This is a genomic window from Phenylobacterium sp. LjRoot97, from assembly GCF_964254345.1.
In the GTDB taxonomy this organism is placed as follows: domain Bacteria; phylum Pseudomonadota; class Alphaproteobacteria; order Caulobacterales; family Caulobacteraceae; genus Phenylobacterium.
In genome coordinates this window covers 3,305,953-3,332,102 of sequence record NZ_CAXUTH020000001.1, presented here as the reverse complement: position 1 = coordinate 3,332,102, position 26,150 = coordinate 3,305,953, and the positions used below count along the sequence as shown (strand labels likewise).

The 26,150-nt window shown below is 68.5% G+C and carries 23 protein-coding genes; 11 read left to right on the top strand and 12 right to left on the bottom strand.

What is annotated here, in order from left to right; genetic code table 11:
* Positions 1-40 precede the first annotated feature (40 nt).
* The 3 genes from ACSQ2H_RS16395 to ACSQ2H_RS16385 are packed head-to-tail and all read left to right on the top strand — an operon-like array spanning position 41 to position 1,493.
* Positions 41-583, top strand: a complete 543-nt coding sequence (locus ACSQ2H_RS16395; RefSeq protein ID WP_436062455.1) for an RNA polymerase sigma factor — start codon at positions 41-43, stop codon at positions 581-583.
* 4 nt (positions 584-587) lie between these two features.
* On the top strand, positions 588-1,013 hold the full coding sequence (locus ACSQ2H_RS16390) for a hypothetical protein (RefSeq protein WP_436062454.1): 426 nt from the start codon (positions 588-590) through the stop codon (positions 1,011-1,013).
* Positions 1,014-1,493, top strand: a complete 480-nt coding sequence (locus ACSQ2H_RS16385; RefSeq protein ID WP_436062453.1) for a periplasmic heavy metal sensor — start codon at positions 1,014-1,016, stop codon at positions 1,491-1,493.
* On the opposite strand, the gene ACSQ2H_RS16380 is transcribed toward ACSQ2H_RS16385, so the two are convergent.
* The 3 genes from ACSQ2H_RS16380 to pepN all read right to left on the bottom strand — a co-directional run bounded on the left by ACSQ2H_RS16380 (position 1,490) and on the right by pepN (position 7,313).
* On the bottom strand, positions 1,490-4,024 hold the full coding sequence (locus tag ACSQ2H_RS16380; RefSeq protein WP_436062452.1) for an ATP-binding protein: 2,535 nt from the start codon (positions 4,022-4,024) through the stop codon (positions 1,490-1,492). The genes ACSQ2H_RS16385 and ACSQ2H_RS16380 overlap by 4 nt on opposite strands.
* An 89-nt stretch (positions 4,025-4,113) precedes the next feature.
* A complete protein-coding gene (locus ACSQ2H_RS16375; protein ID WP_436062451.1) occupies positions 4,114-4,608 on the bottom strand; it encodes a response regulator in 495 nt (164 codons plus the stop codon).
* Positions 4,609-4,694: 86 nt separating this feature from the next.
* On the bottom strand, positions 4,695-7,313 hold the full coding sequence (pepN, locus tag ACSQ2H_RS16370; protein WP_436062450.1) for an aminopeptidase N: 2,619 nt from the start codon (positions 7,311-7,313) through the stop codon (positions 4,695-4,697).
* Positions 7,314-7,437: 124 nt separating this feature from the next.
* On the opposite strand from pepN, the gene ACSQ2H_RS16365 reads away from it, so the two are divergent.
* On the top strand, positions 7,438-8,085 hold the full coding sequence (locus ACSQ2H_RS16365) for an OmpW/AlkL family protein (protein WP_436062449.1): 648 nt from the start codon (positions 7,438-7,440) through the stop codon (positions 8,083-8,085).
* Here the strand turns inward: ACSQ2H_RS16365 and ACSQ2H_RS16360 are convergent.
* Positions 8,082-9,071 carry a helix-turn-helix transcriptional regulator gene (locus ACSQ2H_RS16360; RefSeq protein WP_436062448.1) on the bottom strand — a complete coding sequence of 330 codons (990 nt, stop codon included), beginning with the start codon at positions 9,069-9,071 and terminating at the stop codon, positions 8,082-8,084. The two genes, ACSQ2H_RS16365 and ACSQ2H_RS16360, sit on opposite strands and share 4 nt — an antisense overlap.
* 266 nt (positions 9,072-9,337) lie before the next feature.
* Positions 9,338-9,907, bottom strand: coding sequence for a hypothetical protein (locus ACSQ2H_RS16355; RefSeq protein ID WP_436062447.1), 570 nt, complete (start codon positions 9,905-9,907; stop codon positions 9,338-9,340).
* Positions 9,908-10,050: 143 nt separating this feature from the next.
* Between ACSQ2H_RS16355 and ACSQ2H_RS16350 the strand changes: the two genes are divergently transcribed.
* Complete coding sequence (locus tag ACSQ2H_RS16350) at positions 10,051-11,172, top strand: acyl-CoA dehydrogenase family protein (protein WP_436062446.1); 1,122 nt, start codon at positions 10,051-10,053, stop codon at positions 11,170-11,172.
* 14 nt (positions 11,173-11,186) lie between these two features.
* Positions 11,187-12,416: an acyl-CoA dehydrogenase family protein gene (locus ACSQ2H_RS16345; protein WP_436062445.1), complete on the top strand. Its 1,230-nt coding sequence runs from the start codon at positions 11,187-11,189 to the stop codon at positions 12,414-12,416.
* Between the two features lie 78 nt (positions 12,417-12,494).
* On the opposite strand, the gene ACSQ2H_RS16340 is transcribed toward ACSQ2H_RS16345, so the two are convergent.
* Complete coding sequence (locus tag ACSQ2H_RS16340; protein ID WP_436062444.1) at positions 12,495-13,631, bottom strand: glycosyltransferase; 1,137 nt, start codon at positions 13,629-13,631, stop codon at positions 12,495-12,497.
* Positions 13,632-13,844: 213 nt separating this feature from the next.
* Positions 13,845-15,635: a vWA domain-containing protein gene (locus ACSQ2H_RS16335; RefSeq protein ID WP_436062443.1), complete on the bottom strand. Its 1,791-nt coding sequence runs from the start codon at positions 15,633-15,635 to the stop codon at positions 13,845-13,847.
* A gap of 218 nt (positions 15,636-15,853) precedes the next feature.
* On the opposite strand from ACSQ2H_RS16335, the gene ACSQ2H_RS16330 reads away from it, so the two are divergent.
* Positions 15,854-18,022, top strand: a complete 2,169-nt coding sequence (locus ACSQ2H_RS16330; RefSeq protein ID WP_436062442.1) for a TonB-dependent receptor domain-containing protein — start codon at positions 15,854-15,856, stop codon at positions 18,020-18,022.
* A gap of 69 nt (positions 18,023-18,091) precedes the next feature.
* Here ACSQ2H_RS16330 and ACSQ2H_RS16325 read toward each other — a convergent pair whose 3' ends face one another.
* Entirely contained in the window at positions 18,092-18,274 is a 183-nt protein-coding gene (locus tag ACSQ2H_RS16325) for a CsbD family protein (RefSeq protein WP_436062441.1), read from the bottom strand.
* Positions 18,275-18,334: 60 nt separating this feature from the next.
* A complete protein-coding gene (locus ACSQ2H_RS16320; protein WP_436062440.1) occupies positions 18,335-18,922 on the bottom strand; it encodes a TetR/AcrR family transcriptional regulator in 588 nt (195 codons plus the stop codon).
* Between the two features lie 93 nt (positions 18,923-19,015).
* Between ACSQ2H_RS16320 and ACSQ2H_RS16315 the strand changes: the two genes are divergently transcribed.
* The 3 genes from ACSQ2H_RS16315 to ACSQ2H_RS16305 all read left to right on the top strand — a co-directional run bounded on the left by ACSQ2H_RS16315 (position 19,016) and on the right by ACSQ2H_RS16305 (position 22,589).
* Positions 19,016-19,375: a CC_3452 family protein gene (locus ACSQ2H_RS16315; protein ID WP_436062439.1), complete on the top strand. Its 360-nt coding sequence runs from the start codon at positions 19,016-19,018 to the stop codon at positions 19,373-19,375.
* A 163-nt stretch (positions 19,376-19,538) separates the two neighbouring features.
* Positions 19,539-21,206: an energy-dependent translational throttle protein EttA gene (gene ettA / locus ACSQ2H_RS16310; RefSeq protein WP_436062438.1), complete on the top strand. Its 1,668-nt coding sequence runs from the start codon at positions 19,539-19,541 to the stop codon at positions 21,204-21,206.
* A gap of 111 nt (positions 21,207-21,317) precedes the next feature.
* On the top strand, positions 21,318-22,589 hold the full coding sequence (locus tag ACSQ2H_RS16305) for a calcium-binding protein (RefSeq protein WP_436062437.1): 1,272 nt from the start codon (positions 21,318-21,320) through the stop codon (positions 22,587-22,589).
* On the opposite strand, the gene ygiD is transcribed toward ACSQ2H_RS16305, so the two are convergent.
* Genes ygiD through ACSQ2H_RS16290 form a run of 3 tightly spaced genes read right to left on the bottom strand, consistent with a single transcriptional unit; the run spans position 22,586 to position 25,139 of the window.
* A complete protein-coding gene (ygiD, locus tag ACSQ2H_RS16300; protein ID WP_436062436.1) occupies positions 22,586-23,377 on the bottom strand; it encodes a 4,5-DOPA dioxygenase extradiol in 792 nt (263 codons plus the stop codon). The two genes, ACSQ2H_RS16305 and ygiD, sit on opposite strands and share 4 nt — an antisense overlap.
* A gap of 35 nt (positions 23,378-23,412) precedes the next feature.
* The gene (locus tag ACSQ2H_RS16295) at positions 23,413-24,630 is read right to left on the bottom strand and encodes an MFS transporter (protein WP_436062435.1); all 1,218 of its coding nucleotides are present in this window, start codon (positions 24,628-24,630) and stop codon (positions 23,413-23,415) included.
* Positions 24,627-25,139, bottom strand: coding sequence for a hypothetical protein (locus tag ACSQ2H_RS16290; protein ID WP_436062434.1), 513 nt, complete (start codon positions 25,137-25,139; stop codon positions 24,627-24,629). Before ACSQ2H_RS16290 ends, ACSQ2H_RS16295 begins: the two co-directional genes overlap by 4 nt.
* A gap of 51 nt (positions 25,140-25,190) precedes the next feature.
* Between ACSQ2H_RS16290 and ACSQ2H_RS16285 the strand changes: the two genes are divergently transcribed.
* Complete coding sequence (locus tag ACSQ2H_RS16285) at positions 25,191-26,126, top strand: 2-hydroxyacid dehydrogenase (RefSeq protein WP_436062433.1); 936 nt, start codon at positions 25,191-25,193, stop codon at positions 26,124-26,126.
* The last annotated feature ends 24 nt before the right edge of the window (positions 26,127-26,150 follow it).

The window sequence follows — 26,150 nt, the reverse complement described above, 5'->3', positions numbered from 1 at the left end:
CGACATTGCAGGCTCCCATCCCTCGCAGGCGAGGTGACGTTTGAGCGACCCGGACGAGGAGCTGCTGACGCGCGTGGGCGACGGCGACCCGGCGGCGGTGCGCGCGCTCGTCGCCCGCAAGCTGCCGCGGCTGCTCGCCCTGGCAGGGCGGATGCTGGGCGATCCCGCCGAAGCCGAGGACGTGGCCCAGGAGACGTTCGTGCGGGCATGGAAGCAGGCGCCCAGCTGGCGCCCGGGCGGCGCACGGTTCGACACCTGGCTGCACCGGGTGGCGCTGAACCTCTGTTACGACCGATTGCGCCGCCGCAGGGAGGTCGTGACCGACAACCCGCCGGAACAGGCGGACGAGGGGCCGGCGCCGGACCGCGGCCTGGAAGCCAAGGATATCGGGGACCGGGTCGCGGCGGCCATGCAGCGCCTGCCGGACAGGCAGCGCGAGGCGATCGTGCTGTGTCACTACCAGGAACTCTCGAACATCGAGGCGGCGAGCCTGATGGGCGTCAGCGTCGAGGCCCTGGAAAGTCTATTGGGGCGGGGGAGGCGCGCCTTGCGCGCGGCGTTGGCGGACATGGTGGGAGGTTGATCGCATGACCCACGAACGTTTCGAGATCCTAGCTCAGGCCTATGGCGGCGATATCGCCCGCTGGCCGGCCACCGAACGCGACGCCGCCGCGATGCTCATGGCCGTTGAACCGGAATTTGCGCGCATCGTGCTCAGCGATGCAGGCGAACTCGACGCGACGCTCGCTCTCTGGGCGCCGATGGCGGTCTCGCCGGCGCTGCGCGAGGCGGTGGTGGCTTCCGCCCCGGCCCCGCGCCGTCGTTGGGGACTGAGCGCCTGGTTCCTGCGCGCGGGGGTCGGCGCCGGTCTGGCCGCCGCCTGCGCGGCCGGCCTGGTCGTCGGTGTGATGCTTTCGGACCTGACCCAGGCGCCGGCCTCCGAGGACACGGTGAGCGCTGCGGTCAGCAATTATGACGACCTGTCGGGTCTGGTGACGTTGGAGGGCGCTTAGATGAGCCGCAAGACCTTGCTGATCGCCCTCTTCGGTTCCTTGGCGCTGAACCTGTTCCTGGTCGGCGCGGTGGCAGGCGGCCTGGTCGTCGGGCAGAAGGTGCGGGCCGAGCGGCCGCATATGGCCCAGCGTCCGAACCCGCCGCTCTGGCGGGCCGGTGACGCCCTGCCGCCGGATCAGGCGCAGGCGTATCGCCGGGCATTGCGCGACCAAGGTCCGGAGGTGCGTGAGGCCATGCAGGCGGCCCGGGCCGCGCGGATGGAGACCTGGCGTTCGATCGGCCAGGAGCCGTTCGATCCGGCCGCCGCCAAACGCCGGCTGGCCGACATTCGCGCTCAGGAAGCCGACGCCCGCGGCCAGATCGAGAACGACACGATCGACTTCGCCGCAGGACTGTCGCCGGAGGAACGGAAGGTCCTGGCGCGTGGGCTGACCGAGCGGCCGCGGGGACCGCAGCCGCCGACCGATCGCCCCCGCTAGGCTGCCGCGAACCCGCCGACCGGTTGGACGGCGTCCACCCGGCGCAGGGGGATGGTGAACGAGACCATGGTGCCCTCGCCCGGAGCGCTCTGCATGTCGAGCATGCCGCCGTGCATCTCGACCAGCGATTTGGTCAGGGCCAGGCCCAGGCCGGTGCCCTGGGTGGTCTTGGAGTGCTGGCTCTCGACCTGTTCGAACGGCCGCGCCAGGCGCGCCAGATCATCCTGGGCGATGCCGATCCCGGTGTCCTGGACACTGACCCGGATGCTCTCGCCGGTCGGGTCCCGCCGGCCCTCGGCGCGCACGGTCACGCGGCCGCCGCGCGGCGTGAACTTGATGGCGTTCGACAGGAGATTCAGCAGCACCTGCTTGACCGCCCGATAGTCGGCTTCGACCTCGGGCAGGTGCGGGAAGTCGATGGTCAGCGTCAGGCCAGCGGCCTCGGCCCGATTGCGCACCAGGCGCGCGGCGTCCTCGGCCACTTCCTCGAGCGCCAGCGGCTCGAGCTTCAGGCTCATTTTCCCGGCCTCGATCTTCGACATGTCCAGGATGTCGTTGATCAGCGCCAGCAGATGCTGGCCCGATGACAGAATGTCCTGGGCGTAGCCCCTGTACCGGGCGTCGCCGAGCGTGCCGAACATCTCGCCGACCATGATTTCGGAGAAGCCGTTGATGGCGTTCAACGGCGTGCGCAGCTCGTGGCTCATATTGGCCAGGAATTCGCTCTTGGCCTTGTTGGCCCCCTCGGCGCGGACCTTCTCCATCTCGTACTTGCGGGCCAGTTCCGAGAGCTGCTCCTGGCTGCGTTCCAGGTTCTCGACCGCGCGTTGCAGCTGCTCCTCGTTGAGCCGGCGAGCTGCTTCCTGGGTCTTGATCGCAGTGATGTCGGCGGCGGTCATGACCAGGCCGCCTTCGGCGGTGCGGCGTTCGGAAATCTGGATCCAGCGGCCGTCGGCCAACTGAGCTTCGCGCACGCCCTTGCGGCCATCGGGGCTTGGGCCTTCCTGCTGGATCGCCAGCTGGGCGAAGCGGCTGACCTCGTCGCGCAGGGCGCCGGGCTTCAGCAGCCGCGGCTCCAGCGAGAAGACGCTGCGGAAGTTCTGGTTGCAGAGCAGCAGCCGACCATTGCGGTCCCACAGCACGAAGGCTTCGGAGACGCTCTCGATGGCGTCGCGCAGCCGGCCCTCGGCGGCCTGGGCGCGGGCCTGGGCCATCCGTTCTTCGGTGACATCAAGCGCCACCCCGATGATCCGCGAATAGCCTTCATGGCCCGGGCGGGAGAAGGCCTGGCCGCGGGCGTCGATCCAGATCGGCCGGCCGCCTTGCAGCGAGGGGACGCGGAACGAGACGTCGAAGCCGCCGTACATCGCCGCCGTCGACAGCGCCTGGCGGACCCGCTCGCGATGATCGGGCGACACCCGGTCCAACACCTCCTGGCCGGAGACCACGCCGCCGCCGCCCCAGCCGAGGATCGCGCCGGTGACGTCGGACATGAACATCTGGTCGGTGGTCAAGTCCCACTCCCAGATCCCGCAGCGGGCGGCCTCGACCGCCAGGCGGAAGCGTTGCTCGGAGTCGATGAAGGCCTGTTGGGCGCTCTCAATGCGGCGGCTCTGATTCAGCAGCAGCAGGCCGAGCGCGAAGGCGACCACCAACGGGGCGGTGAGCCAGGCGAGCTCGCGGCTCACCGACAGGCCTTCGTGGGCGCTTGAAGGCGTGGCCGCCACGGTCAGCAACGCGCCGCCCATCGACGGGCGGGCCACGATGTCGAGCGGCGCGCCGTCAGGCTTGGCGCCCTTCAGCAGGCCGCCAGCGCGGTTGAGATCGGCGGCGGAAACGCCGAAGCCCCGGCTGACGTCCGGGGCCTGCGACAGTCCGCCGGCGCCGAGCGCCGCGATGATCCGCCCGTCGGCGGCGGCGAGCGCCTGGTCTGGGGAGAGGGCGGCGCCCAAACGTGTCGGATCGCCGATGGCGACGATGCGGCGTCGGCCTTTCGGGGTCATCGCCTCGATCGAGGCGGCCATCGCCGGCGAGGCCTGGGCCGAGCCGCCGAACCAGAGCGCCGTCTTGCCGCGCTCGATCTCGGCCGTCAGGGCGCGCCAATCGACGCCCGTCGCCTTGCCGGCCAGCGCGATCACGCCCTGATCGTCGAGGACGGCCACGGCGGTGGCGGCGCCTGCGGCCACAGCCAGGCCGGATTCGGCTGCGTCCAGCGGTGGGTCGGCGCGGCGCTGTAGGGTTTCTCGCGCCGCCAACAGGCCGCCGCGCAGCGCTGCGCCTTCGGCCTCGATGCGTCCGGCCAGCGCCTCGGCGCGGCCGGGCAGGGCGGCGTTCTCAAGCGTTTGGGCCTGGGGCTCGCGGCTGATCCGCACCACGGCGACCGCCGTGTAGACGGCCAGCAGCAGCAGGGTCGACAGGATGGCGATGCGCACGAACCCCTGGTGCGCAAGGAGCCCCGCCCCCGGCGCGGGGGCGCCGCGCAGGCGGCCGGGCCGACCTTCGGCCTTGTCCTTGCCCCCGCGTTTGGCCAAAGCCCAGCCGCTCCTCTGCGTGCCGATTCACCTTAACGATGAGTCTACGCAAGCCGGCTGGTCGCGTCACGGCCCGTCTAGCTCAACCGTCAGGGTTTCGCGCGCCGATCGGCACGACGTTCCGGACCTGTGTATTTCGGGTCATCATGCCGGCGGCGATCGGGTCCGAAATAGCTGCCGCAGCGGACGAAGGGCCGGCTCTTGTCGATCACCCAGGCGATGCGCTTGAGCAGGTCGGCGGGGGTGATCGGCTTGACGCAGAACTCGTTCACGCCGGCGTCCCGCGCAGCCATGATCCTTGGCCGGTCGGCATGGCCGGTCAGCAGGATGATCGGCGTATAGGGCGCCGGGCTTTCGGGCGCGGTGCGCAGCCAGCGCGCGAAGTCGACGCCTTCCTCGGCGCCCAGCATGTAGTCGAGGATGACGATATCGCTCGGCGACGCACGCATCCGTGCCTTGGCCGTCGCGATGGTCTGGGCGTCGTCGAGTTGGCTGGCGCCGAACCCGCGCAGCATCGCCTTCACCAGGTTCACCGCGTGGGTGCTGTCATCGACGATCAGGAACCGCAGCCGATGAAGGGACATGACGGGCGCTCCAAGCCTGTCCCCGACGTTCCGGAATTCACGTAAAGATTCCGTTCGTTGCCGTGCGCCGGGGACGGTCGGTGGCGCTAGTCGGCCAACGCCTTGCTGGCCAGTTCGTAGACGTTCTTCGACAGGCCTTCAGTCGCGGCGATGCGAGCCAGTTGCTCCTTCATCAGCGCGCCGAGCTCGGGCTTGTAGCGCCGCCAGCCACCGAGAGGTTCGACCAGGCGCGCGGCGGTCATCGGGTTGAAACCGTCGACGGCTAGGATCTGGTCGGCCAGGAACCGGTAGCCGGCGCCGCTCGGGTCGTGGAAGCGCGCCGGGTTGAAGTTGGCGAAGGTCGAGACCAGCGCTCGCAGGCGGTTAGGGTTCTTCTGGTCGAAGGCCGGATGTGCGGTCAGCCCCATGACGCGGCCCAGAGCCGATTCGTCCGGGTCGCGGGCCTGCAGGGCGAACCACTTGTCGATCACCAGCGGCTCGGACTTCCAGCGCTCGAAGAAGTCGGTCAGAGCGTTCTCGTAGAGCTCGCCGCCAACCAGCATCAGCGCCGACAGGCCGCCGATCGCGTCGGTCATGTTGGCCGCGGCACGATAATGGCCGTCCGCCAGCTCGCCGATCTCGGCCCGCGGATTGGCGGACATCAGGTCCAGGGCGGCGTTGCGCAGCGCCCGACGTCCCGCACTGGCCGCGTCCGGCGAGAACTCGCCGAGCTCCTGCAGCCCGATGTGCAGGTGCTTGAGGTCGTCGGTCAGGTGCAGGGCCAGGCGCGTCCGCAGCGCCTCGCGCGCCTCATGGATGGCGGCCGGGTCGGCCGGCTGGATGGCCAGGGCGAGGTCGGACTCGCTAGGCAGCGACAGCAGCAGAGCCTTGAACGCCGGGTCGGACGCCTGGTCGGACAGCGCCCGGCCGAGAGCCTCGGCGAAACGCTCTTCGCCGACCTCGTCCGGCGCGCCCTGGGCGCGGGCGATGATCAGGGCGCGGGCCAGTTCCTGGCCGGACTCCCAGCGATTGAACAGGTCAGGGTCGCCGGCCAGCTGCACGTAGCGATCGGCCGGGCGCGCATCGGTGCGCAGCGTCACCGGCGAGGAAAACCCGCGCAGGGCCGAAACCACCGGTGCTGCGTCAACGCCGGTGAGGGTCACGGTCTTGGCGGCGCCGTCGAGGACGATCAACGTCTCGTCGACCGCCTGGCCGTCACGCTCGAAGGCCAGGGTCCGGCCCTCGCCGTCGAGCAGGCCGAGGATCACCGGCACCGGCAATGGCCGCTTGTCGGGCTGGCCCGGCGTCGGCGGCGTCGCTTGGCTGAGCTCGACCGTCAGGGTGCGCGCCGCGGCGTCATAGCGGTGGGCGAGCGACACCTTCGGCGTGCCGGCCTGTTCGTACCAGGCGAAGAAGTCGCTCAGGTCCTGGCCGCTGACCTCGGCGAAACAGCGGATGAATTCCTCGACCGTGGTGGCGTGGCCGTCCCAGCGCTCGAAATAGAGATCCATGCCCTGCCGGAAGGCCTCGGCCCCGATCAGGGTCTTGAGCATCCGGATGACCTCGGCGCCCTTCTCGTAAATCGTCGCGGTGTAGAAGTTGTCGATCTTCATGTAGCTCGACGGGCGCACCGGGTGGGCCAGCGGGCCCTGGTCTTCGGGGAACTGGCGCGCGCGCAGCGCCTTCACGTCCTTGATCCGCTGGACCGCGTGGCCGCGCATGTCGGCCGAGAAGCTCTGGTCGCGGAAGACGGTCAGGCCTTCCTTCAGGCACAGCTGGAACCAGTCGCGGCAGGTGATCCGGTCGCCAGTCCAGTTGTGGAAGTACTCGTGGGCCACGACGCTCTCGATACGCTCGTAGTCGAGGTCGGTGGCGGTGGCGGGATCGGCCAACAGCAGCGAGGAGTTGAAGATGTTCAACCCCTTGTTCTCCATGGCCCCGAAGTTGAAGTCGCGGACAGCGACGATCATGAAGAGGTCGAGGTCGTACTCACGTCCGAACGCGTCCTCGTCCCACTTCATCGAGCGCTTGAGCGCGTCCATTGCGTAGGCGGCGCGCGGCGCCATGCCGGTGTCGACGAAGATGCGCAGGTCGACGGTGCGGCCGGTCATGGTGACCAGCTTGTCTTCCAGCACGTCCAGTTCGCCGCCGACCAGGGCGAACAGGTAGGCGGGCTTGGGGAAGGGGTCGTTCCAAACCGCGAAATGGCGGTCGCCCGGCAGTTCGCCGGCCTCCAGCAGGTTGCCGTTCGACAGCAGATGGCGGAACGCCTTGTCAGCGACGATCCGCACCGTGAAGCGTGACAGCACGTCCGGCCGGTCCGGATACCAGGTGATCTTGCGGAATCCCTCGGCCTCGCACTGGGTGCAGAAGCGGCCGCCGGACATGTAGAGGCCTTCGAGGGCCTTGTTGTTCTCCGGGTCGATCTCGACCTCGGTCTCCAGCACGAAGACGTCCGGAACGTTGGGCACGGTCAGGAACTCGGCGTCGATCGTGCGCTCATCCTCAGCCAGCATGCGGCCGTCCAGCGCCACCGAGATCGGCTTCAACCGCTCGCCGTTCAGCACCAGGGGATCTGCGTGCTCCCCATTGCGCCGGATGCTCAGCCTTGCCTTCACCCGCGTGGTGTTGGGCGCGAGGTCGAAGTCGAGACGGACCTCGTCGATCAGGAAGGCGGGCGGGGTGTAGTCGGCGAGCCGGATCGCCTGGGGCGTTTCTGTGCGCATGAGGCGCATTTAGCCATGCGCGGCGCCGTCCGCCAGTACGCCGATTTGAGGTCGGTCAAGGCGCAGCTTCCTGATCGGCGGGATGTCTCCCCAGGTAATAGTCACAAGAGTTTTGGGGATATTCATGACGACCGCTCGCTTTGCGGTGGCCCTTGGGGCCGCCCTCGCCATCGCCGCGCCCGCCGCCGCGCAGGACTTTCGTCCGAAGGAAAAAGGACTGCTGATGCTGAACGCCCGCATCAGCGGCGTCCTGACCGATGCAGAGGATCCGATCCTGACCCGCGGCGGCGCCGACAGCGGCCTGAAGGCCAAGGTCGGCGACGACGTGATGCCGACGCTGGGCCTGACCTACTTCCTGACCGACAACCTCGCCATCGAGGCCATCGCCGGGACCACCCAACACGAGGTCAAAGCGGTCGGGCCGGGGACGGACGTCGCGGTGCACGAAACCTGGGTGCTGCCGCCGGTCGTGTCGCTGCAGTACCACTTCGCGCCACAAGCCAAGGTCAGTCCCTATGTCGGCGCGGGCGTCAACTACATGATCTTCTACGGCGGCGAGGACGAGAACGGCTTCAAGGTCGATATCGACAACGGCTTTGGCTATGCGCTGCAGGCCGGGGTCGACGTCGCTCTGAGCGGGCCGTGGAGCGCCAACCTGGACGTCAAGAAGGTGTTCTTCGAGACCGACGCCTCGGTCAACGGCGGGGCGCTCAAGAGCAAGGTGAAGCTCGATCCGTGGGTGGTCTCGGCCGGGTTCGGCTACAAGTTCTAGCCGCCTGACGGCGGGAACCGCCGCGCAAGCTCGGCCTTCGAATGGATGTCGAGCTTGCGGTAGATCGAGGTGAGCTGGTTGCGGACCGTGGCGGGGCGAACACCCAACTTCGCGGCCACCTCGCCATGCGAGGCGCCGTCGGCGAACAGGCGGGCGACCCGCATCTCGGCCGGCGTCAGCCCCTGATCGTCGCGACGGCCCGCCGAGAGCACGCTGCGTCCCGGGCTGCGCATGAGGTGGAAGTCCAGGCCGGCCGCAGTCAGCTCCGACGTCCCCGGCTGCAGGATCATGCGGACCTCGGCTGGCAAGAGCGGCCCGGTCCAGTCTGGGAAGGCGCTGCGCAACAGCCCGCTGAACCCGGAGTCGGCCGCTTGCAGCCGGCCGTCGTCATCGATCACCGCGTGACTGCGACCGGGCAGCACGGCGCTGGTCTCATGGGCGGCCAACGCCTGGCGCTGCCGCCAGGCGGTCGCCAAGTGCGGCATCAGCAACTGCAGCCGATCGCGCTCGGCGTCGGAGTACGCGGCGGCTGGATCGGCGCGGAACAGAAACAGCATCTCGCCGAGGTCCGCGGCGGGATCGGCATGGACCAGTCCCAGCGCATGCTCGATGCCGGCGGGACTGGAGAACTCGCGATAGATGTCGGTGCGGTGATAGTCGGCCAGCGCCATGACGTCCTCGTTGCGGAACGCCACGCCCGGCTCGGCGACGGCGGCGGCGCGCACGAAGTCGTGCGCCTGCCAGTTCAGCGCGTAGTTCATCAGCATCTCGGGCGCATGGTCGACCAAAGCGACGCTATGGATGGTGTTGGTCGAGTGCGCGCCGGACGCCCAGACGCCGGAGTCGAACGCCAGAACCTCGCGCAGCTGGCGAAGGGTAAGCTCCTTGAACTCAGCGTACGGGAGGGTGAGGACGCCCTGGTAGATCCGGTTGATCGCCTCATTGAGGGACGCCCGGGATGACTTCGGCTGGATATCGTCGGGCACGGCCGCCTTTCAGTCGCTCATAGGGCATTTGCACTATTGAGGGGTGTACGCGCCGGCGGCAATACTAGTTGCGAACAAGCAACGAGCGGACTTGCTCAGGCGGGGCCAGTTGCTGGTTTGCGGAGTTCGGGCGGGGCGTCTCAGATGACGCGGGTTGGCGCCGCGCCGGATCGCCGAAAGGGAAGGGGCCGCGTCGGGGGACACGGCCCCTCCCGAATTCAGGGTCCGTCGTCCTTAGCGCTCAGCCTGTCCCCAAGGATCTGCGCTCAGGCCACGGCCGCCCTGGCGGGAGTCGGGCTCGCCGTCGGCGCTTCTCGGAAGTGCCGGTCCAGCTTGGCGATTTCCTCGGCGATGCGCTGCAGCTCGGGCGGTGCATCGCCGGCGCTCTCGTCCACCAGCCGCACGACTTCACGGGCCAGCGCCAGCAGGTGCGGCGAGCGTGCGATGAGACGCGCCTGAAATTCGATCTTGTGCGGGTCGCGGTCGTACTCGGCGCCCGGCACGCGCCAGCCGCCCCAGTCGGCTGCATCGGTGACCACCACCGGATAGGTGCCCGGGTAGGGGTGATGCGCGGCGTCCTCTTCGGTCTGCCACTTGTTGCGGGCGCGCATGAGCCGCCAGGGCGGTGCGCCGGTCCCCAACGCTTCGGCGCCGCTTTCCTGCTCAGGCTTCAACTCGTGCGCCTGGAACTCGCGGTTCAGTCCGACGTCGTAGGTTACCCGGACCGGCTCGTCGAAACCCTTGGCCCAGACCGGCACGATCTTCTCGATCGTCGCCCAGACTCCGACGCTCTCGACCCAGACCTTCTGGTTACGCTGGTAGATCGCCTTGGCCATGCGCGCCTTCCCGGGCTCTTGTTCAGCAGGCCATAAAACCCTGAATTTCTTGACGCGGGGTCAATCTTTTCAAGGCGCGTCGGGTGCGTATGGTGGCCGCCAGCAAGCATCAACCGGCCGCACAGACGGCGGAATGGGCGGAAATGAATTTCGATTTCTCCGACGACCAGAAGTTTCTGAAGAACGAGGCGCGCAAGTTCCTCGACGCCAACTGCCCGACCTCACGGGTGCGCAAGGTGCTCGACGACGAGGCCGCGGCCTATGACGCCGACCTCTGGAAGGCGGTCGCCGGACAGGGCTGGCTCGGCGCGGCGATCCCCGAGGCGCATGGCGGCCTTGGACTGGGCCATCTTGAGCTTTGCGTGATCGCTGAGGAGCTTGGTCGCGCCGTCGCGCCGATCCCGTTCGCCTCGACGGTCTACTTCCTGGCCGAGGCGGTCATGCTGGCCGGCGACGATCAGCAGAAGGCCGAGCTGCTGCCGAAAGTCGCGGCCGGCGAAATCATCGGCGCGGTCGCCACGTCCGAAGGCCCCGGCGTCGTCACCGCCTCGAACCTGCAGGCCGTCGTTGCGGACGGCAAGCTCAGCGGCGTGAAGGTGCCGGTGGCCGACGGCGACATCGCCGACATCGCCCTGGTGCTGGCCAAGGAGAACGGCAAGCCGGGCCTATACCTCGTCGACCTCAACGACGCGGCGGTGACGCGCGAGGCGGTCAAGACCCTCGACCCGACCCGTGACGCCGCCAAGCTGAGCTTCAACGGCGCGGCGGCTCGCCGGTTGGGCGGCGCCGGCGAAGGCGTCGACCTGCTTGAGCAGGTCTTCGACCGCGCCGCCGTGCTGCTGGCCTTCGAACAGACCGGCGGCGCCGACCGATGCCTTGAGATGGCCAAGGAGTACGCCATGGAGCGCTACGCTTTCGGCCGGGTCATCGCCTCCTATCAGGCGATCAAGCACAAGCTCGCCGACATGTACGTCAAGAACGAGCTCTCGCGTTCGAACGCCTACTACGGCGCCTGGGCGCTGAACACGAACGCGCCGGAACTGCCGGTCGCGGCCAGCGCTGCGCGGATCGCCGCCAGCGAGGCCTACTGGTTCGGCTCCAAGGAGAACATCCAGACCCACGGCGGCATCGGCTTCACCTGGGAGATGGACTGCCATCTGCACTATCGGCGCTCGCGCCAGCTCTCGCTCGTGGCCGGTGCGCCGCGCGTCTGGAAGGAGCGTCTCGTCAGCCACCTCGAACGCCGCAACGTCGAAGCCGCCTAAGGGAGAGCAGGACCATGGATTTCAACGACACTCCCGAAGAAGCCGCCTACCGCAAGCAGGTTCGCGACTGGCTCGACGCCAACGCCCCGAAGAAGCAGGAAGGCTCGGCCGATCCTGAAGGCGGCGACGGCATGGCCGCCTCGAAGGCCTGGCAGGCCAAGAAGGCCGCCGCCGGCTACGCCTGCATCACCTGGCCCAAGGAATGGGGCGGGCAGGGCGGCACGCCGGTGCAGCAGGTGATCTTCAACCAGGAAGAGGCCAAGCATCCGATCCCCGGCAATCCGTTCCAGATCGGCCTGGGCATGTGCCTGCCGACGGTGATGACCTTCGCCGACGCCGAAACCAAGACGCGGTTCGTGGGCCCCGCCCTGCGCGGCGAGGAGATCTGGAGCCAGCTGTTCTCCGAACCGTCCGGCGGCTCGGACGTGGCGGCCTCGCGCACCAAGGCCGAGCGCGTCGACGACGGCTCCGGCGATTGGGTTATCAACGGCCAGAAGGTGTGGACGACGGGTGCCCAGTTTTCGGACTATGGGATTGTAATCGTTCGGACAAATCCGGACGTGCCGAAGCATAAGGGCCTGACGATGTTCTGGCTCGACCTCAAGGATCCGGGGGTCGAGGTCAAGCCGATCCACCAGATGTCGGGCGGTTCGGGCTTCAACGAGGTGTTCTTCACCAACGTGCGGGTCAAGGACAGCCAGCGGCTGGGCGCGGAGGGCGACGGCTGGAAGGTCAGCCTGGTCACGCTGATGAACGAGCGTCTCGCGGTCGGCGGCGCAACCGGTGCGGGCTGGAGCCAGTTCATGGAGACGGCGCGCAAGACGCCCGGTCTCGACGGCGCCTCGGCGCTGCAGGACCAGGCGCTGCGCGAGAAGCTGGCCGACTGGTACGTCCAGGCCGAGGGGCTCAAGCATACCCGCAACCGCACCATGACGGCGCTGTCGCGCGGCCAGACGCCGGGACCCGAGAGCTCGATCGGCAAGATCATCTCGGCCGTGCAAATGCAGGAGCTGGCCAACACCGCGGTCGAGATGCTCGATCAGTACGGGATCATCAATGACGAGGACCTGGCCCCGCTCAGCGCGGCGTTCCACTGGTCGCTGATGTTCGCGCCGGGCCTACGGATCGCGGGCGGCACCGACGAGATCCTGCGCAACATCATCGCCGAGCGCGTGCTCGGCCTGCCCGGCGACATCCGCGTCGACAAGGACGTGGCGTTCAAGGATATGCCGACCGGCCGCTGAAGCCACTGGGCGCCGACGAGTTGGGAGGCGCTCCGGCCTTGAAGGCTCCCCGCGAGGGGAGCCTTTCTTTTTTTCGGCTCAGGCCCGCAGGGGGACGATCTCGACCGCGCTGCGGCGAGCGACCAACTCGCCGTAGATCCGGGTCAGGCCCTCGAAGGTGTTGTCCCACCGGTGACGTTGTTCGGCGCGGCGCCGCGCGGCGCGCTTCAACTGCGCCATGTCCCGCTCGAACAGCGCCTCGATCGCCTCGGCCATGCCGGCAGGATCGACGCTCCTGGCGCGCTGTCCGACGCTATCGTCGATCAACTCGGAGATGCCGCCGCGCGACGGTCCGACCACCGGCAGGCCGGCGGCCAGGGCCTCCAGCACCACCAGGCCGAAAGGTTCGTTCTCATTGGCGTGCACCAGGGCGTCGCAGCTGGCGATCACCCCGGCCAGCTTCACCGGATCGCGCTCGTAGCCCATGGGGATCACCCGCGGGGAGTAGTGGGTGTCCTTGGCTGCGCCGACCAGCAGCAGGTAGTAGGGCGCGCCGAGCCGTTCGACCGCGCAGATCAGGCTTTCGATATTCTTCTCGCGCGCCGGCCGCCCGGCGAACACCAGCAGCCGCGCATTGCCCGGCAGGCCGAGGCGCCGCTTCAGCCGCTCGCTGTCGGCCCGGCTGGGGTGGAAGAGTTCGGTATCGACGCCGAGCATCTGCACGCTGACCTTCTCGACTCCGGCCTCGGACAGGCGTTGGGCGATGTGGCGGCTTGGAGCGACGACACGGTCGAAACGCTGGAAGGTGGCGGCCCAGTGCTTCATGGCCGGCGCCTCGGCCCACTCGCCGAAGTGCAGCGCGGCCAGGGCGGCCGCGTCCGTATGGCAAAAGCCGACCACAGGGACGCCCAAGGCCTCGCCGGCGTCGAGCGCCGCATGACCTGGCACGAACATGTCGCCAGCCTCGATGATGTCGGGCTCCAGCATCCGGATCACAGTTTCCCACTTCGTGGTCGAGGCAGGCATCCGGTAGCCGTCGCCGAACGGCAGCCGGGCGGCGGCGACGCTGACGATCCCATGCGCGGCAAGGCCCGTGGTCGCGCCCGGGACCACCATTGTGTGGCTGATGTCGGGGCGGCGCTCGGCCAGCCAGTCGCGCTTCTGATGCAGGTATCGTTTCACGCCGCCGGAGCGCGGCGCGTACATCATGGTGGTGTCGATCAGGTGGAAACCCATGCGACCCGGTGCACCAAAATGCGGAGCCTCTGTCGGGTCGAGTCGTATCAGATTCTCAGAGCGCGAGTCGGTGACGTCGAACACTCGCCGCCTCCCTCATGTTTGGACCCTGGGCTAACGAACGGGCGAGGGATTTGGTTTCTTACAGTTTTCACGCCGCAGGCGAACTGGCGCAGGCCCGCACGTCGGACGGCGGACCTGCGCACTGCCCGGTCAGTCGGCGCGCGGCTGGCTCTCCCCGGCGGCGCGGACCAACTGAACGAACTCGGCGCGGATCCCGTAGGGGTCGTCCCCGCGGGCGCTCTGGGCCAGGGCGCTGACGTCGTTCCACCCGTAGGCCGCATCGATACGCGGATCGGCCTTCAGCATCTGCCCGAAGGCGGCGACGGCCAGGGCCCAGCGCGTCGCCTCGGGCGCGGCCTGCACGGTCGGGAAGGCGTCGCGCGCGCCGATCGGCCGCTCGATCAGCTTTGACGTGGCGCCGCCTGGAAGCTTGTAGCGGATCTTCAGATAGGCGAGCTCGCGGGCCGCGCCCGGCGCCGCCGACGGCCGGGCCGAGCTATAGCGCAGGGGATCACTGGAGCCGCGCGCGCCGGCCCGGGTGATTTCATAGAGCGCCGTGACCGAAGCGCGGGATCCGACCTCGCCGGCGTCGACCTGGTCGTTGTTGAAATCTTCGCGCTGCAGCATCCGCGTCTCGTAGCCGATCAGCCGGTACTCGCTGACGCTCGCAGGATTGAACTCGACCTGGATCTTCACGTCGTCGGCGATCGGGAACAGCGAGCTGGCGAAGTCGTCGCGCAGCAGCTTGCGGGCCTCGTTCAGCGTGTCGATGTAGGCCGCGATCCCGTTTCCGTTCTGGGCCAGGGTCTGCATCATCACGTCGTTGTAGTTGCCGCGGCCGAAGCCGTAGACCGACAGGTACGTCCCTTCCTTGCGCTTGGCGGCGACCAGGTCCTTGAGCTTGGCGGGGTCAGCGACGCCGACGTTGAAGTCGCCGTCAGTCATCAGGATCACGCGGTTGACCGCTTTCGGATCGAAGTTCTGCTTGGCGAGGTCGTAGGCCAATTTCAGGCCTGAACCGCCGGCTGTGGAGCCGCCGGCCCGCAATGCGCCGAGCGCGCATCGCACCTTCAGCTTGTTGCGCCCGTCGGTCGGGGCAAGGACGGCGCCGGCCGACCCCGCGTAGGCGACGATGGCCACGCGGTCCTGCGGTCGAAGTTGATCGACCAACAGGTTCAGCGACTTGATCGCCAGCGGCAGCCGGTCTGCGCTCCACATCGAACCGGAGGTGTCGACCAGGAACACAAGGTTGAGCGGCGGCTCGCTGTTGCGCGGCAGGTCGTACCCCTGCAGTCCGATGTGCACGATCTGACGATCCTTGGCCCAAGGGGACGGGGTGACCGCCACATAGGGCCGGAAGGGCGTCGCGCGGTCGGCGGGCTGGGCATAGCCGTAGTCGAAGTAGTTGATCATCTCCTCGACGCGGACCGCGTCGCCAGGCGGACGCGCGCCATCGTTCAGGAACCGTCGCACATTGGCGTAGGAGGCGGTGTCGACGTCGACCGAGAAGGTGGAGACGGGCTCCTCGGCGACCTGTTTGATCGGATTGGCCTGGGCGCCTGGGTAGCGCTCGGTGTCGACGTGCGGGCGGACCGATGACCCGGTGACCACCATCGGGCTCGGCGGCGGCGGTTCGGGCGGCGCGATCCGGTATTGGACCGGCGGGACCGGCAGGGGCGGGATCTGCGGCAGCGCCTCGGCGGCGCGAGGCGAAGGCATCGGCGGCGGGGCCGGCATCGGCGCCGCGCGATAGGTCTGGCGCGGCGACGCACCGTCGTATCCCGTCGGCTGGGCCGGGTAGCCCAGGGCTTCGCAGGCGGCGGGCGTAGGCGCGCCGTCGCGGACCGCTGGCTGCGCCTGCGGGGCGGTGGGGGCGGATAGCGCAGTCAACGCCGCCAGGCTGGTGACGGAGGCGCTACGCAACATCTTCTGCACTGTCATGGCGAACCTCTCGATAACTCCATGGCCCAGCTTGGCGCGTCGGCTGCGGCGAAATGTCGGCGTCATCGCGACGCGGGCGAGGCATCACAACTGCGTCAGATTGTTGAGAATAGGTCTCAGGAGCGATTGCATCTGAGCTTGGGCGTGTTAGTGCGACTAAATCGCATGTAGCTTAAGTGTAGGGGATAGCTTTGTTAGCGCCGATAACCCGTGCCCTCGTGAGGACCAGCGCGGGCGTTTGTCTCGCCTTCTCGGCCGGAGCCGCCTTCGCGGAGGTCGAGACCGAAGATCGGCGCAAGGCTCCGGCCGCCCGTGCGGTGAGCGCCGAGAGCGCGGCCACAGACGTCAACGACATCGAGGGCGTGGTCGTCACCGCTGCGGGCTTCGAGCAGAAGATCGTCGATGCGCCGGCCAGCGTCACGGTGATCTCCCGTACGGACCTGCAGCAGATGCGCGCGACCAACCTCGCCGAGGTGCTCTCGACCATCGAGGGCGTCGACGTCGGCGGTTCGGTCGGCAAGACCGGCGGCCTCAACATCAACATCCGGGGCATGGGCAGCGACTACACGCTGATCCTGATCGACGGCCGCCGTCAGAACACCGCCGGCAGCGTGACGCCGAACGGCTTTGGCGAAACCTCGACCAGCTTCATGCCGCCGGTGAGCGCGATCGAGCGCATCGAGGTCGTGCGCGGGCCGGTGTCCACGCTCTACGGCTCGGACGCCATGGGCGGCGTGGTCAACATCATCACCCGCAAGGTCGGCGAGACCTGGGGCGGCTCGGTCACCCTGGACGGCACGATCCAGACCGACGACGAGTTCGGCGACATCTACGGCGGCAACGTCTACGCCAGCGGACCGCTGGTGCCGGGCCTGCTTGGCCTGACGCTGCGCGGGTCTTTCGTCGATCGCCAGGCTTCGGGTCTGACCTTCGAGAACGTCAACGGCATGTCGACGCCGGTCACCGGCTTTGGCCGAAGCTCGACCAAGAGCGAGATTCGCGGCTACGGCGCGCGGCTCAGTTGGACGCCGACGGACGACATGGACTTCTGGCTCGACGCCGACATCGGCACCCAGTGGTACGACAACTCCAAAGGCCAGATGGGCACCAACACCGTGGCCGGCGGCTATGGCGATGCTCTGGAGTTCAATCGTCAGCAATACGCCCTGGCGCACAATTGGCGGCTGCCGTTCGGCGTGCTCGAGAGCAACCTCTCGCGCGGGATCACCGAGACCAAAGGCCGGATCATTCCGCCAGGCGTCGCGGGCGCCGGCGGCGCACGGACGCTGGAATCGACCAACACCATCTTTGACACCAAGTTCTACTCGCAGTGGCGCAACCACACTTTCACGGTGGGCGGCCAGTACTGGGACGCCGAGATGGTCGACGGCGTCGCGCCCGGCAATTTCGAGCACCAGCAATGGGCGATCTACGCCGAGGACGAGTGGCGCTTCACCGAGACGCTCGCCCTGACGGTTGGCGCGCGCCATGACGACCACAGCAAGTTCGGCGGTCACTTCAGCCCGCGCGCCTACCTCGTCTGGAACCCGAACGAACACTGGACGGTGAAGGGCGGCGTCAGCCAGGGCTTCAAGACCCCGCGCCTCGAGCAACTGGCCAGCGGCATCAATGGCTTCGGCAATCAGGGCCGCCTGCCGCTGCTGGGCACCCCGACCCTGACGCCGGAGACCAGCACCAGCAGCGAGATCGGCGTCTACTTCGACAACCTGCAGGGCTTCTCGGCGAACGTCACGGTCTTCGACAACCAGTTCAAGGACAAGATCGCCACTGGTGTTCCGGTCGCCAACTGCAGTTCCGGCATGACCCAGGCCCAGTACAACTCCGGCGCCGGGCGCCCGGCCGGCTGCGTCGACGTCGGCTTCTTCCCCGGCTTTGCGACCTTCGGCCAGAGCGTCAACATCGACGAGGCGGTCACCCGCGGCGTCGAGACGGCCATGCGGCTGCGGTTCCTGGAGACCTGGACCCTCAACGCCAACTACACCTACACCGACAGCGAGCAGAAGAGCGGCGCCTCGGCGGGGCAGAAGCTGACCGACACGCCCGAGCACATGGCCAACGCCGAGCTGCGCTGGAACGCCACCGAGCGTCTGGCGGCCTGGCTGCGCGGCGAGTACCGCAGCGAGCGGTTCCGCAGCGATGCGCCGTCCCGCGCGGCGCTTGGCGACTTCAAGGCCTACAGCCTGTTCCACGTCGGCGGCTCGTTCCAGGTCACCGAGCGCGTGACGGTCAACGCCACGATCTACAACCTGTTCGACAAGGACTTCGTGCGCCTGCTGCCCTACGGCTCGCCGGTCGCCTATGCGCCCGAGTACACCAACAACCAGGAACCGCGGCGCCTGTGGCTGTCGGTGAAAGTCGACTTCTAGCCTGCCGCCCTAGCGGGCATGAGAAAGGCCGCGCCTTTGGGCGCGGCCTTTTTTCGTTCTGGGGCGTCGCTAGTGCTTCAGCGCGTCGCGCGCGGCGTCCTTGATGTCGCCGACACCCTTTTGAAGCTTGCCCTCGGTCTTTTCGACGGCGCCTTCCGCCTCGAGCCGGCGATTGCCGGTGGCCTTGCCGGCGGCCTGCTTGATGGAGCCGGTGGCTTCCTTAGCGGCGCCTTTGATCTGATCCTTGTGCATCACGTACTCCTTACGACTGTCGGCAAGGATTACGCGGCGCGGCCGCGATCGTTCCCTCGCTTAGAGGCGCGCCAGACGATCGAGCAGGGCCCCGAAGGCCGCCCGCGCCGCCTTGCGGGCGGTCGCGTCTTCCAGCATCCGCCGCGCATCGTTGTGGCCGAGCACGTAGCTCTTCATCTGGAACACGGCCATCGCGACCTCTTCGTCGGGCAGGGGAGGATCGCGCAGGGCCTGCATTTCCCGCGACAGCGTGCGCCGCCATTGCCGGACGCGCTTCTGCAGCAGGTCGCGCAGCGGGCCCGGCTGATCGTCCAGCTCGATGCTGGCGGCCATGATCAGGCAGCCGCCGGCCGCCTTTTCGACCTCCGACCAGTCCAGCCAGCGCTCGAAGATCGCCTCAAGCCGCGTCCGGCCGGCGGGCAGGGCCTCGGCCGGCGTCCAGACGAACTCGACGAAGCGGTCGAACTCCTGCTCCAGGGCGACCAGTTCCATCGCCTCCTTGGACTCGAAATGCTTGAAGAGGCCGCTCTTCGACAGGCCGACGGCCTCGGCCACGTCGTTCAGGCTGACCGCGCCGAACCCCTTGAGCGCGGCCTGACGCGCCGTCTCATCCAGGATCCTCGCCCGTGTGGCGTCGCCCTTGCGCAAGTCCGGCCTCCCGCCGCTTGACAAAAAGTGACCGATCGTGCTCTTTTGGCGTTAGTGACCGATCGTGCCTTTTCTACGTCGTCAGGACGCAACATGCAATTTCAAGCTCTCTCCCTCGCCGCGGCTGCTGCGGCTCTTCTGATCGCCAGCCCGGCCGCCGCGGCCGGCGTCGGCTTCTCCGCCAACGCCAAGCTGCAGGCGCCGGTGTCGGCCCCGACCAAGACCGTGGTCGGCGACCTGGCGTGGACCTGCGAAGGCGACACCTGCAAGGGCGTCTCCGAGCGCCGCGCCGGCCTCGACTCGCTGATGAAGGAATGCCGCAAGGTCTCGGCCGCCATTGGCCCGCTCGCTAGCTACAACAGCCGCGGCCGGGTGATGACCGAGCGCAACGTCGCCGCCTGCAACCGCCTGGCGGGCGAGAGCCAGGCTGACAAGGAACTCGCCGCGAAATAGCCGTGGCTCCGCCGCCCGCCTCTTTTCCTGCTCGGGGCGGGCGGCGTTTTTCTTAAGGCGAGGAGGAGCGGCGCAAGCCCCACACATTGCGCCTTGCGTCTGCGGCGGCTATTTCCCTCGTCGAATTCCCTGATCTTTTCGGCAGAGCGAGCGCGGACGCCTCATGGCGCAGCAGTATATTTTCCAGATGCAGGGCCTGACCAAGGCCTATCCCGGCGGCAAGAAGGTGTTCGAGAACATCTGGCTGTCGTTCTACTCGGACGCCAAGATCGGCGTCGTCGGGGTCAACGGCTCGGGCAAATCGACCCTGCTGAAGATCATGGCCGGGATCGACAAGGAATTTAACGGCGAGGCCAAGGCGGCCGACGGCGTGAAGATGGGCTACCTGCAGCAGGAGCCCCACCTCGACGAACAGCTGAACGTCTGGGGCAACGTCATCGCCTGGTGCGAAGAGAAGAAGATCTTCGACCGCTACAACGAGATCGCCGCCAAGCTGGGCGAGGACTACTCCGACGAGCTCATGGAGGAGATGACCGCCCTCCAGGAGAAGATCGACGCCGGCGACCTGTGGGACATCGACAGCCGCGTCGAGATGGCCATGGACGCCCTGCGCTGCCCGCCGAACGACTGGCCGGTGGACAAGCTGTCGGGCGGTGAGAAGCGCCGCGTGGCGCTGGCCCGCCTGCTGCTGTCCAAGCCGGACATGCTGCTGCTCGACGAACCGACCAACCACCTGGACGCCGAGTCGGTGGCCTGGCTGCAGCATCACCTGGAAGCCTTCCCGGGCTGCGTGATCCTCGTCACCCACGACCGCTACTTCCTGGACCAGGTCACCAAGTGGACGCTGGAACTCGACCGCGGCAAGGGCCACCCGCACGAGGGCAACTACTCCAGCTGGCTGGAAGCCAAGACCAAGCGGATCGTCCAGGAGCAATCGGAATCCGAGGCTCGCCAGCGCGCCATGACCCGCGAACTGGAGTGGGTCCGCTCGGGCGCAAAGGCCCGCCAGGCCAAGTCCAAGGCCCGTCTGGCCGCCTATGACGACATGGTGCGCGAACAGGAGAACTCGCGCCAGGCGCAGAGCTTCTCGACCATCCAGATCCCGCCCGGTCCGCGCCTGGGCAACCTCGTCATCGAGGCCAAGGACCTTTCGAAGGCCTATGGCGACAAGGTGCTGTTCGAGAACCTCTCGTTCAGCCTGCCGCCGAACGGCATCGTCGGCGTCATCGGCCCGAACGGCGCCGGCAAGTCGACCCTGTTCCGAATCATCACCGGCCAGGAGCAGCCGGATTCGGGGACCTTCCGTCTCGGCGAGACGGTGAAGCTGTCCTACGTGGACCAGAGCCGCGACGCGCTCGATCCCAACAAGACCATCTGGCAGGAGGTCTCCCAGGGCCTCGACATCCTCACGGTCGGCAAGCGCGAGATCAACACGCGCTCGTATGTGGGCTCGTTCAACTTCAAGGGCGGCGACCAGCAGAAGAAGGTCGGCCTGCTGTCGGGCGGTGAGCGCAACCGCGTCCACCTGGCCAAGACCCTGACCACCGGCGGCAACGTCATCCTGCTCGACGAACCGACCAACGACCTCGACATCGAGACCTTGCAGAACCTCGAAGAGGCGCTGGAGGAATTCGCCGGCTGCGCCGTGGTCATCTCCCACGACCGCTGGTTCCTGGACCGTCTGGCCACCCACATCCTGGCCTTCGAGGGCGACAGCCACGTCGAGTGGTTCGAAGGCAACTTCGAAGCCTACGAAGAGGACAAGAAGCGCCGCCTGGGCGCCGACAGCCTGATCCCGCATCGGATCAAGTTCCAGAAGTTCACGCGCTGACCTTGCGTCAAGGTTGCATGGCGCAGCCTTGACGTGCGACGCTAACCCCGCGTGACCTGTCTATGGGGCGGCCTTGTCGTGGGGCCGGGGCAGGTCGCTGGGGGATGCGGCATGACCGTCGCCTACATTACGACCGCCGACAACGAGACGCTGAGCGGCACGCTGGGCAATGACAGCCTGGCCGGCGGGAGCGGCAGCGACTCCCTGACCGGACTGGCCGGCGACGACACGCTCTACGGCGGCGCCGGCGATGACCTGATCGTCGATGGAGCGGGCCTCGACCGTATCGACGGCGGCGCGGGCATGGACATCGTGTCGCTCGAGGACGCGACCACTCCGCTCGAGGTCTGGGTCAACCAGGAAGGCCTGCCGGGCGGCGCGCGCGTCTTCAACGCCGAAGCGATCTTCCTCGGACACTACGGGACGCGGGTCTACGCCACCTTCGGCGAGGACATCATCATCGGCGGCCGCGGCGGCGACTATATCGACGGGGGCTTCGACGACGACGCCCTGGCCGGGATGGGCGGCAACGACACCCTGCTCGGCGGCTTCGGAATGGACGTCCTGGACGGCGGGGCCGGGGACGACATCCTGGACGGCGGCGCCGACGATGATCTGGCTGACTTCTCCGGCGCGCCGGGCGTCGTGAACATCGATCTCAACATCACCGGGCCGCAGTTCACGGGCTATGGCCTGGATCAGTTGATCCGCATCGAGGCGCTGCAGGGCTCGCGGCACGGCGGCGTGCTGCGCGGCGACGCCGCCGACAACGTCTTCTTCGGCCTGACCGGCTCGGACACCATGTTCGGGGGCGCGGGCGACGACATCCTCATCGACGACGGCGGCCGCAACATGCTGCGCGGCGAGGAAGGCAACGACTACCTCGAAGGCGGCAACGAGTTCGACGACCTGCACGGCAACACCGGCGACGACACGGTCGTGGGCTTTGGCGGCGACGACTGGGTGGTCGGCGGCCAGGGGCGCGACGTGCTCCTGGGCGACGGCGGCAACGACCTCGTCTACGGCAACATGGGCGACGACACCTGTTACGGCGGCACAGGCGCGGACACGATCCGCGGCGGCCAGGACAACGACACCATAATCGGCGGAGCCGGTGACGACTGGCTGTTCGGCGACCGCGGGGCCGACACCATGAGCGGCGGGCTCGGCGCCGACACCTTCACGATCTTCGACGGGGCCGGGATCGACCGGGTGATCGACTTCTCGTCGGCCGAGGGCGATCGCGTGCGGATCGAGGGCGGCGGCACCTACACCGTGACCCAGCAGGGCGCTGACACGGTGGTCACGGTCGGCGAGGCCCAGATGACCCTGGTCGGGGTGCAGGCCTCGACCTTGCCGCCCGGGTGGATCTTCGCCGCCTAGGCGGCGCGGCCCAGCACCACCCCGGTCATGCTGATCGCGCCCAGGTCGATGGCGTCGTTGAAGAAACGCACCTCGTCGTCCTGGCTCTGCGCACCCAGCACGTAGAGCAGCGGCAGGTAGTGCTCGTCTGTCGGGATCGACAGACGGGCGTCCTGGCCCAGGCTCATCCAGTCGATCAGCGGCGCGTGGTCGTGGGCGGCGATCAGGTCCTTGACGGTCTCGTTGAAACGGTCGGCCCAGTCGAGCGGCTCGGCGCTCTGGGCGCGGATCGCCAGGCGCAGGTTGTGCACCCAATCGCCGGAGCCGACGATCAGCACGCCCTCGTCGCGCAGTTCGGCCAGCTTGCGCCCCAGGTCGTAGTGGAACTGCGGCGGCTGGCGCAGGTCGATGGCCAGCTGCAGGACGGGGATGTCGGCCTGCGGGAACATGTGCATCAGCACCGACCAGGTCCCGTGATCCAGGCCCCAGTCGTGATCCTGGCGCACCGCGACTGGCGCGAGCAGGTCGCTGACCCGCTCGACCAGCCAGGCGTCGCCCGGAGCCGGATACTGGATGTCGTAGAGCGGCTTGGGGAAGCCGTAGAAGTCATGGATCGTCCGCGGCTGGCTCATCGCCGTGATGGCGGTCTCCTCGACGTACCAATGCGCCGAGACGCAGAGGATCGCCTTCGGGCGCGGCAGGCTGGCGCCTAGTTCGCGCCAGGTCCGCGCATAGTCGCCGCCAAGGGCGTTCATCGGGCTGCCGTGGCCGACGAAGATCGCCGGCATGTGGGGGACGCGTTCGCTCATGACGCCCTTCTAGATCGGTAGCGCTTGGCGCTAGGTCAATCGGCCGCGTCAATCTCGCGCAAATCGCGCAGCGGCGACAGCGCTCCGATCAGCGGCAGGGCGACGAATCCCAAGGCGGCGATCAGCAAGGCGGCGCGTGGACCGACGGCGGCGCCCAGCGCCCCGCCGCCCAAGGCGCCGACGACGGCCATCGCGCCGGGCCCGGCCAGGAAGGCGCCCGAAACGCGGGCGAGCGCGGCCTGCGGGACCAGCGCTTGGCGCAGGCTCGCCGCCAGGATTGCGCCGGCGACAGCCAGTGCATCACCGATCAGCTGCGAGACCACCAATGCCGCCAGCCCCGCCGTCGGAGTGGCGGGCGCGAACGGCGTGATCAGCACGGCGAGCCCGGCGCCGGTCATCGCCGCGAGGATCGCCGGTCCATGGCCGAGCCGGCGCGCCAGCCGGGAGGCGAGGGCGGCCCCGGCCAATGCGCCCGCGCCGCCCGCCGCGATCGCCAAGCCGAGCATGGACGGCGAGAGGCCGAGCGTGCGGATCGCGAACAGCACGTAGAGCGCGCTGAACACGCCGCCGAACAACCCCTGCGCCGACTCCATGGCCAGCAGCGGCCGCACGCGCCGGTCGGTCCAGGCCATGCGTAAGCCGGCCGTGAATTCGCGACGCCAGTTTTCCCGCGGGCCTTGGAAGGGCGCGGGCTCAGGCGTCTTGATCGTCGCCAGCCACAGCGCCGAGGCGCCATAGGTCGCCGCGTTGACCGCGAGCGCGATCGGGGCGCTGAGCCACTGAAACAGCAGCCCGGCCAGGGCGGGGCCGCCGACCTCGGCGGTCGCGTCGGTCGCCGCCAGGCGGGAATTGGCCGCGATCAGCCCTTCGCGTTCGACCAGGGTCGGCAGATAGGCGTGGCTGGCCATCTTGAAGATCGCGCTGATTGCGGCCGTCAGGGCCGCGACCACGAACACCTGCGGCAGATCGAGCACGCCGAGCACCGCTGCAACCGGAATGGAGATCAGCAGCGCCGCGCGCAGCAGGTCTGCCCAGATCAGCACCGGCCGGCGACGGGCGCGATCTATGTACGGACCGCCGGCCAGCGCCGCCAGCAGGGCCGCGCCGCTGGCGACGGCGGCCAGGGGCCCCAAGGCCGAGGCCTGCGCGCCCAGGGCGATCACCGCCATGATCGGCAGGCCCTCGCGGGTTATGCGTGCGCCGAACGCCGAGATCGCCTGGGCCGCCCAAAGCCGTTGAAAGGCCGGGCTCACGGCGTCAGGCTCGACAAGAAGGTCTCTATCGCGCGGTCGCCCGCCAGCCGGCGTACGCTTGCATGCGGCGCGAGTTGCGCCAGGCGACGTTCGATCTCGGGGCGAGCGTGGCGATCATAGGTCCAGATGTCCGCCAGCATCTCGCGGCTGGGCGTGTCGCGGCAGCCGTCAGGCAGGTCGGCGCGCCGGGCGCCGGAGGGAGCGAGACATCGCCTGAGCGCCCGGGTCAGCGCCAGCCACCGGGGCTGCTCCAGCCAGACGATCAGTTCGGCGCGGGGCAGGGTGATGTCGCCGACCAGGGACAGGAAGCTCCCGTCCACGATCCAGGCGTCGCCAGCCAGCGCCTCGCCGACGCGCTCGCGGAACGCGGTCGGGTCACCGTGGGTCCAGCCGGGGCCATAGTAGAGCGGGTCGAGGTGAACGACCGGCAGGTCGAGGGCGCCGCCCAGCCGGCGCGCCAGGCGAGACTTGCCGCTGCCGGAATTGCCAAGGATCACCACGCGACGCATGACGGCCTCCCTCGACCCTGGCTATAGGACGTCCACACCTCGGAGAACCCCATGACCGACGCCGCCAAGCCGCTTGTCCTGATTTCCCACCAGATGCTGTCGCCGGTGCAACAGGCGCTGGAGGCGGCGGGCTACGACGTGGCGCGTCGGTGGGAGCTGGCTCCGGGCCAGGCGGAGCGGGTGCGGGCGATCGTGCATGCCGGCGAAATCCCGCTGAGCGGCGAATTTCTCGAAAGCCTGCCGCGGCTAGGTCTCATCGCCAATGTCAGCGTCGGCTACGACGGCGTCGACGTGCCGTGGTGCCGTTCGCGCGGCATCGAAGTCACCCACGCCAAGGGGCTGAACGCCGACGACGTCGCTGATCACGCCATCGGCCTGCTGATCGCCGGCTGGCGCAACATTGTGGCCGGGGACGCGGTGGTGCGCGCGGGCGGATGGCGCGACGACCCGCGGGTCGGCAACCGGCCAGGACTGCGCGGCCGCAAGCTTGGGGTCATGGGGCTCGGTGCGATCGGCGAGGCGGTCGCCATGCGGGGCGCGGCGATGGGCATGGAGATCCTCTGGTGGGGTCCGCGCGAGAAGCCGGAGGCTCCCTGGCCGCGAGCCGAGAGTCTGTCGGCGTTGGCGCAGGCGAGCGACATCCTGGTCGTGGCCTGCCGCGCCGACGAGACCAACCGCAAGGCGGTCAATCGAGAGGTGCTCGACGCGCTGGGCGCTCGCGGCATGCTGGTGAACGTCGCGCGCGGTTCGATCATCGATGAGGACGCCCTGATCGCGGCTCTGAAGGAGGGGCGACTGGGCCGGGCGGCGCTGGATGTGTTCGAAACCGAGCCGACGCCCGCCGCGCGATGGGCTGACGTTCCGAACACTGTGCTGACGCCGCACAGCGCGGGCGGGACGGTCGACTCCATCCCGCGAATGGTCGGTCAGGCGCTCGAGAATGTTCGCCTGTTCATCGCCGGCGAACCGGTGATGAGCGCGGTTTAACCGCGCCGCGCCGACGCATGCTAT

Coding starts and splice junctions, on each gene's coding strand:
- ACSQ2H_RS16390 (WP_436062454.1), top strand. CDS start 588: ATGACCCACGAACGTTTCGAGATCCTAGCTCAGGCCTATGGCGGCGAT.
- ACSQ2H_RS16385 (WP_436062453.1), top strand. CDS start 1,014: ATGAGCCGCAAGACCTTGCTGATCGCCCTCTTCGGTTCCTTGGCGCTG.
- ACSQ2H_RS16375 (WP_436062451.1), bottom strand. CDS start 4,608: ATGTCCCTTCATCGGCTGCGGTTCCTGATCGTCGATGACAGCACCCAC.
- pepN (WP_436062450.1), bottom strand. CDS start 7,313: ATGCGCACAGAAACGCCCCAGGCGATCCGGCTCGCCGACTACACCCCG.
- ACSQ2H_RS16365 (WP_436062449.1), top strand. CDS start 7,438: ATGACGACCGCTCGCTTTGCGGTGGCCCTTGGGGCCGCCCTCGCCATC.
- ACSQ2H_RS16355 (WP_436062447.1), bottom strand. CDS start 9,907: ATGGCCAAGGCGATCTACCAGCGTAACCAGAAGGTCTGGGTCGAGAGC.
- ACSQ2H_RS16350 (WP_436062446.1), top strand. CDS start 10,051: ATGAATTTCGATTTCTCCGACGACCAGAAGTTTCTGAAGAACGAGGCG.
- ACSQ2H_RS16345 (WP_436062445.1), top strand. CDS start 11,187: ATGGATTTCAACGACACTCCCGAAGAAGCCGCCTACCGCAAGCAGGTT.
- ACSQ2H_RS16340 (WP_436062444.1), bottom strand. CDS start 13,631: ATGGGTTTCCACCTGATCGACACCACCATGATGTACGCGCCGCGCTCC.
- ACSQ2H_RS16335 (WP_436062443.1), bottom strand. CDS start 15,635: ATGACAGTGCAGAAGATGTTGCGTAGCGCCTCCGTCACCAGCCTGGCG.
- ACSQ2H_RS16325 (WP_436062441.1), bottom strand. CDS start 18,274: ATGCACAAGGATCAGATCAAAGGCGCCGCTAAGGAAGCCACCGGCTCC.
- ACSQ2H_RS16315 (WP_436062439.1), top strand. CDS start 19,016: ATGCAATTTCAAGCTCTCTCCCTCGCCGCGGCTGCTGCGGCTCTTCTG.
- ettA (WP_436062438.1), top strand. CDS start 19,539: ATGGCGCAGCAGTATATTTTCCAGATGCAGGGCCTGACCAAGGCCTAT.
- ACSQ2H_RS16305 (WP_436062437.1), top strand. CDS start 21,318: ATGACCGTCGCCTACATTACGACCGCCGACAACGAGACGCTGAGCGGC.
- ygiD (WP_436062436.1), bottom strand. CDS start 23,377: ATGAGCGAACGCGTCCCCCACATGCCGGCGATCTTCGTCGGCCACGGC.
- ACSQ2H_RS16290 (WP_436062434.1), bottom strand. CDS start 25,139: ATGCGTCGCGTGGTGATCCTTGGCAATTCCGGCAGCGGCAAGTCTCGC.
- ACSQ2H_RS16285 (WP_436062433.1), top strand. CDS start 25,191: ATGACCGACGCCGCCAAGCCGCTTGTCCTGATTTCCCACCAGATGCTG.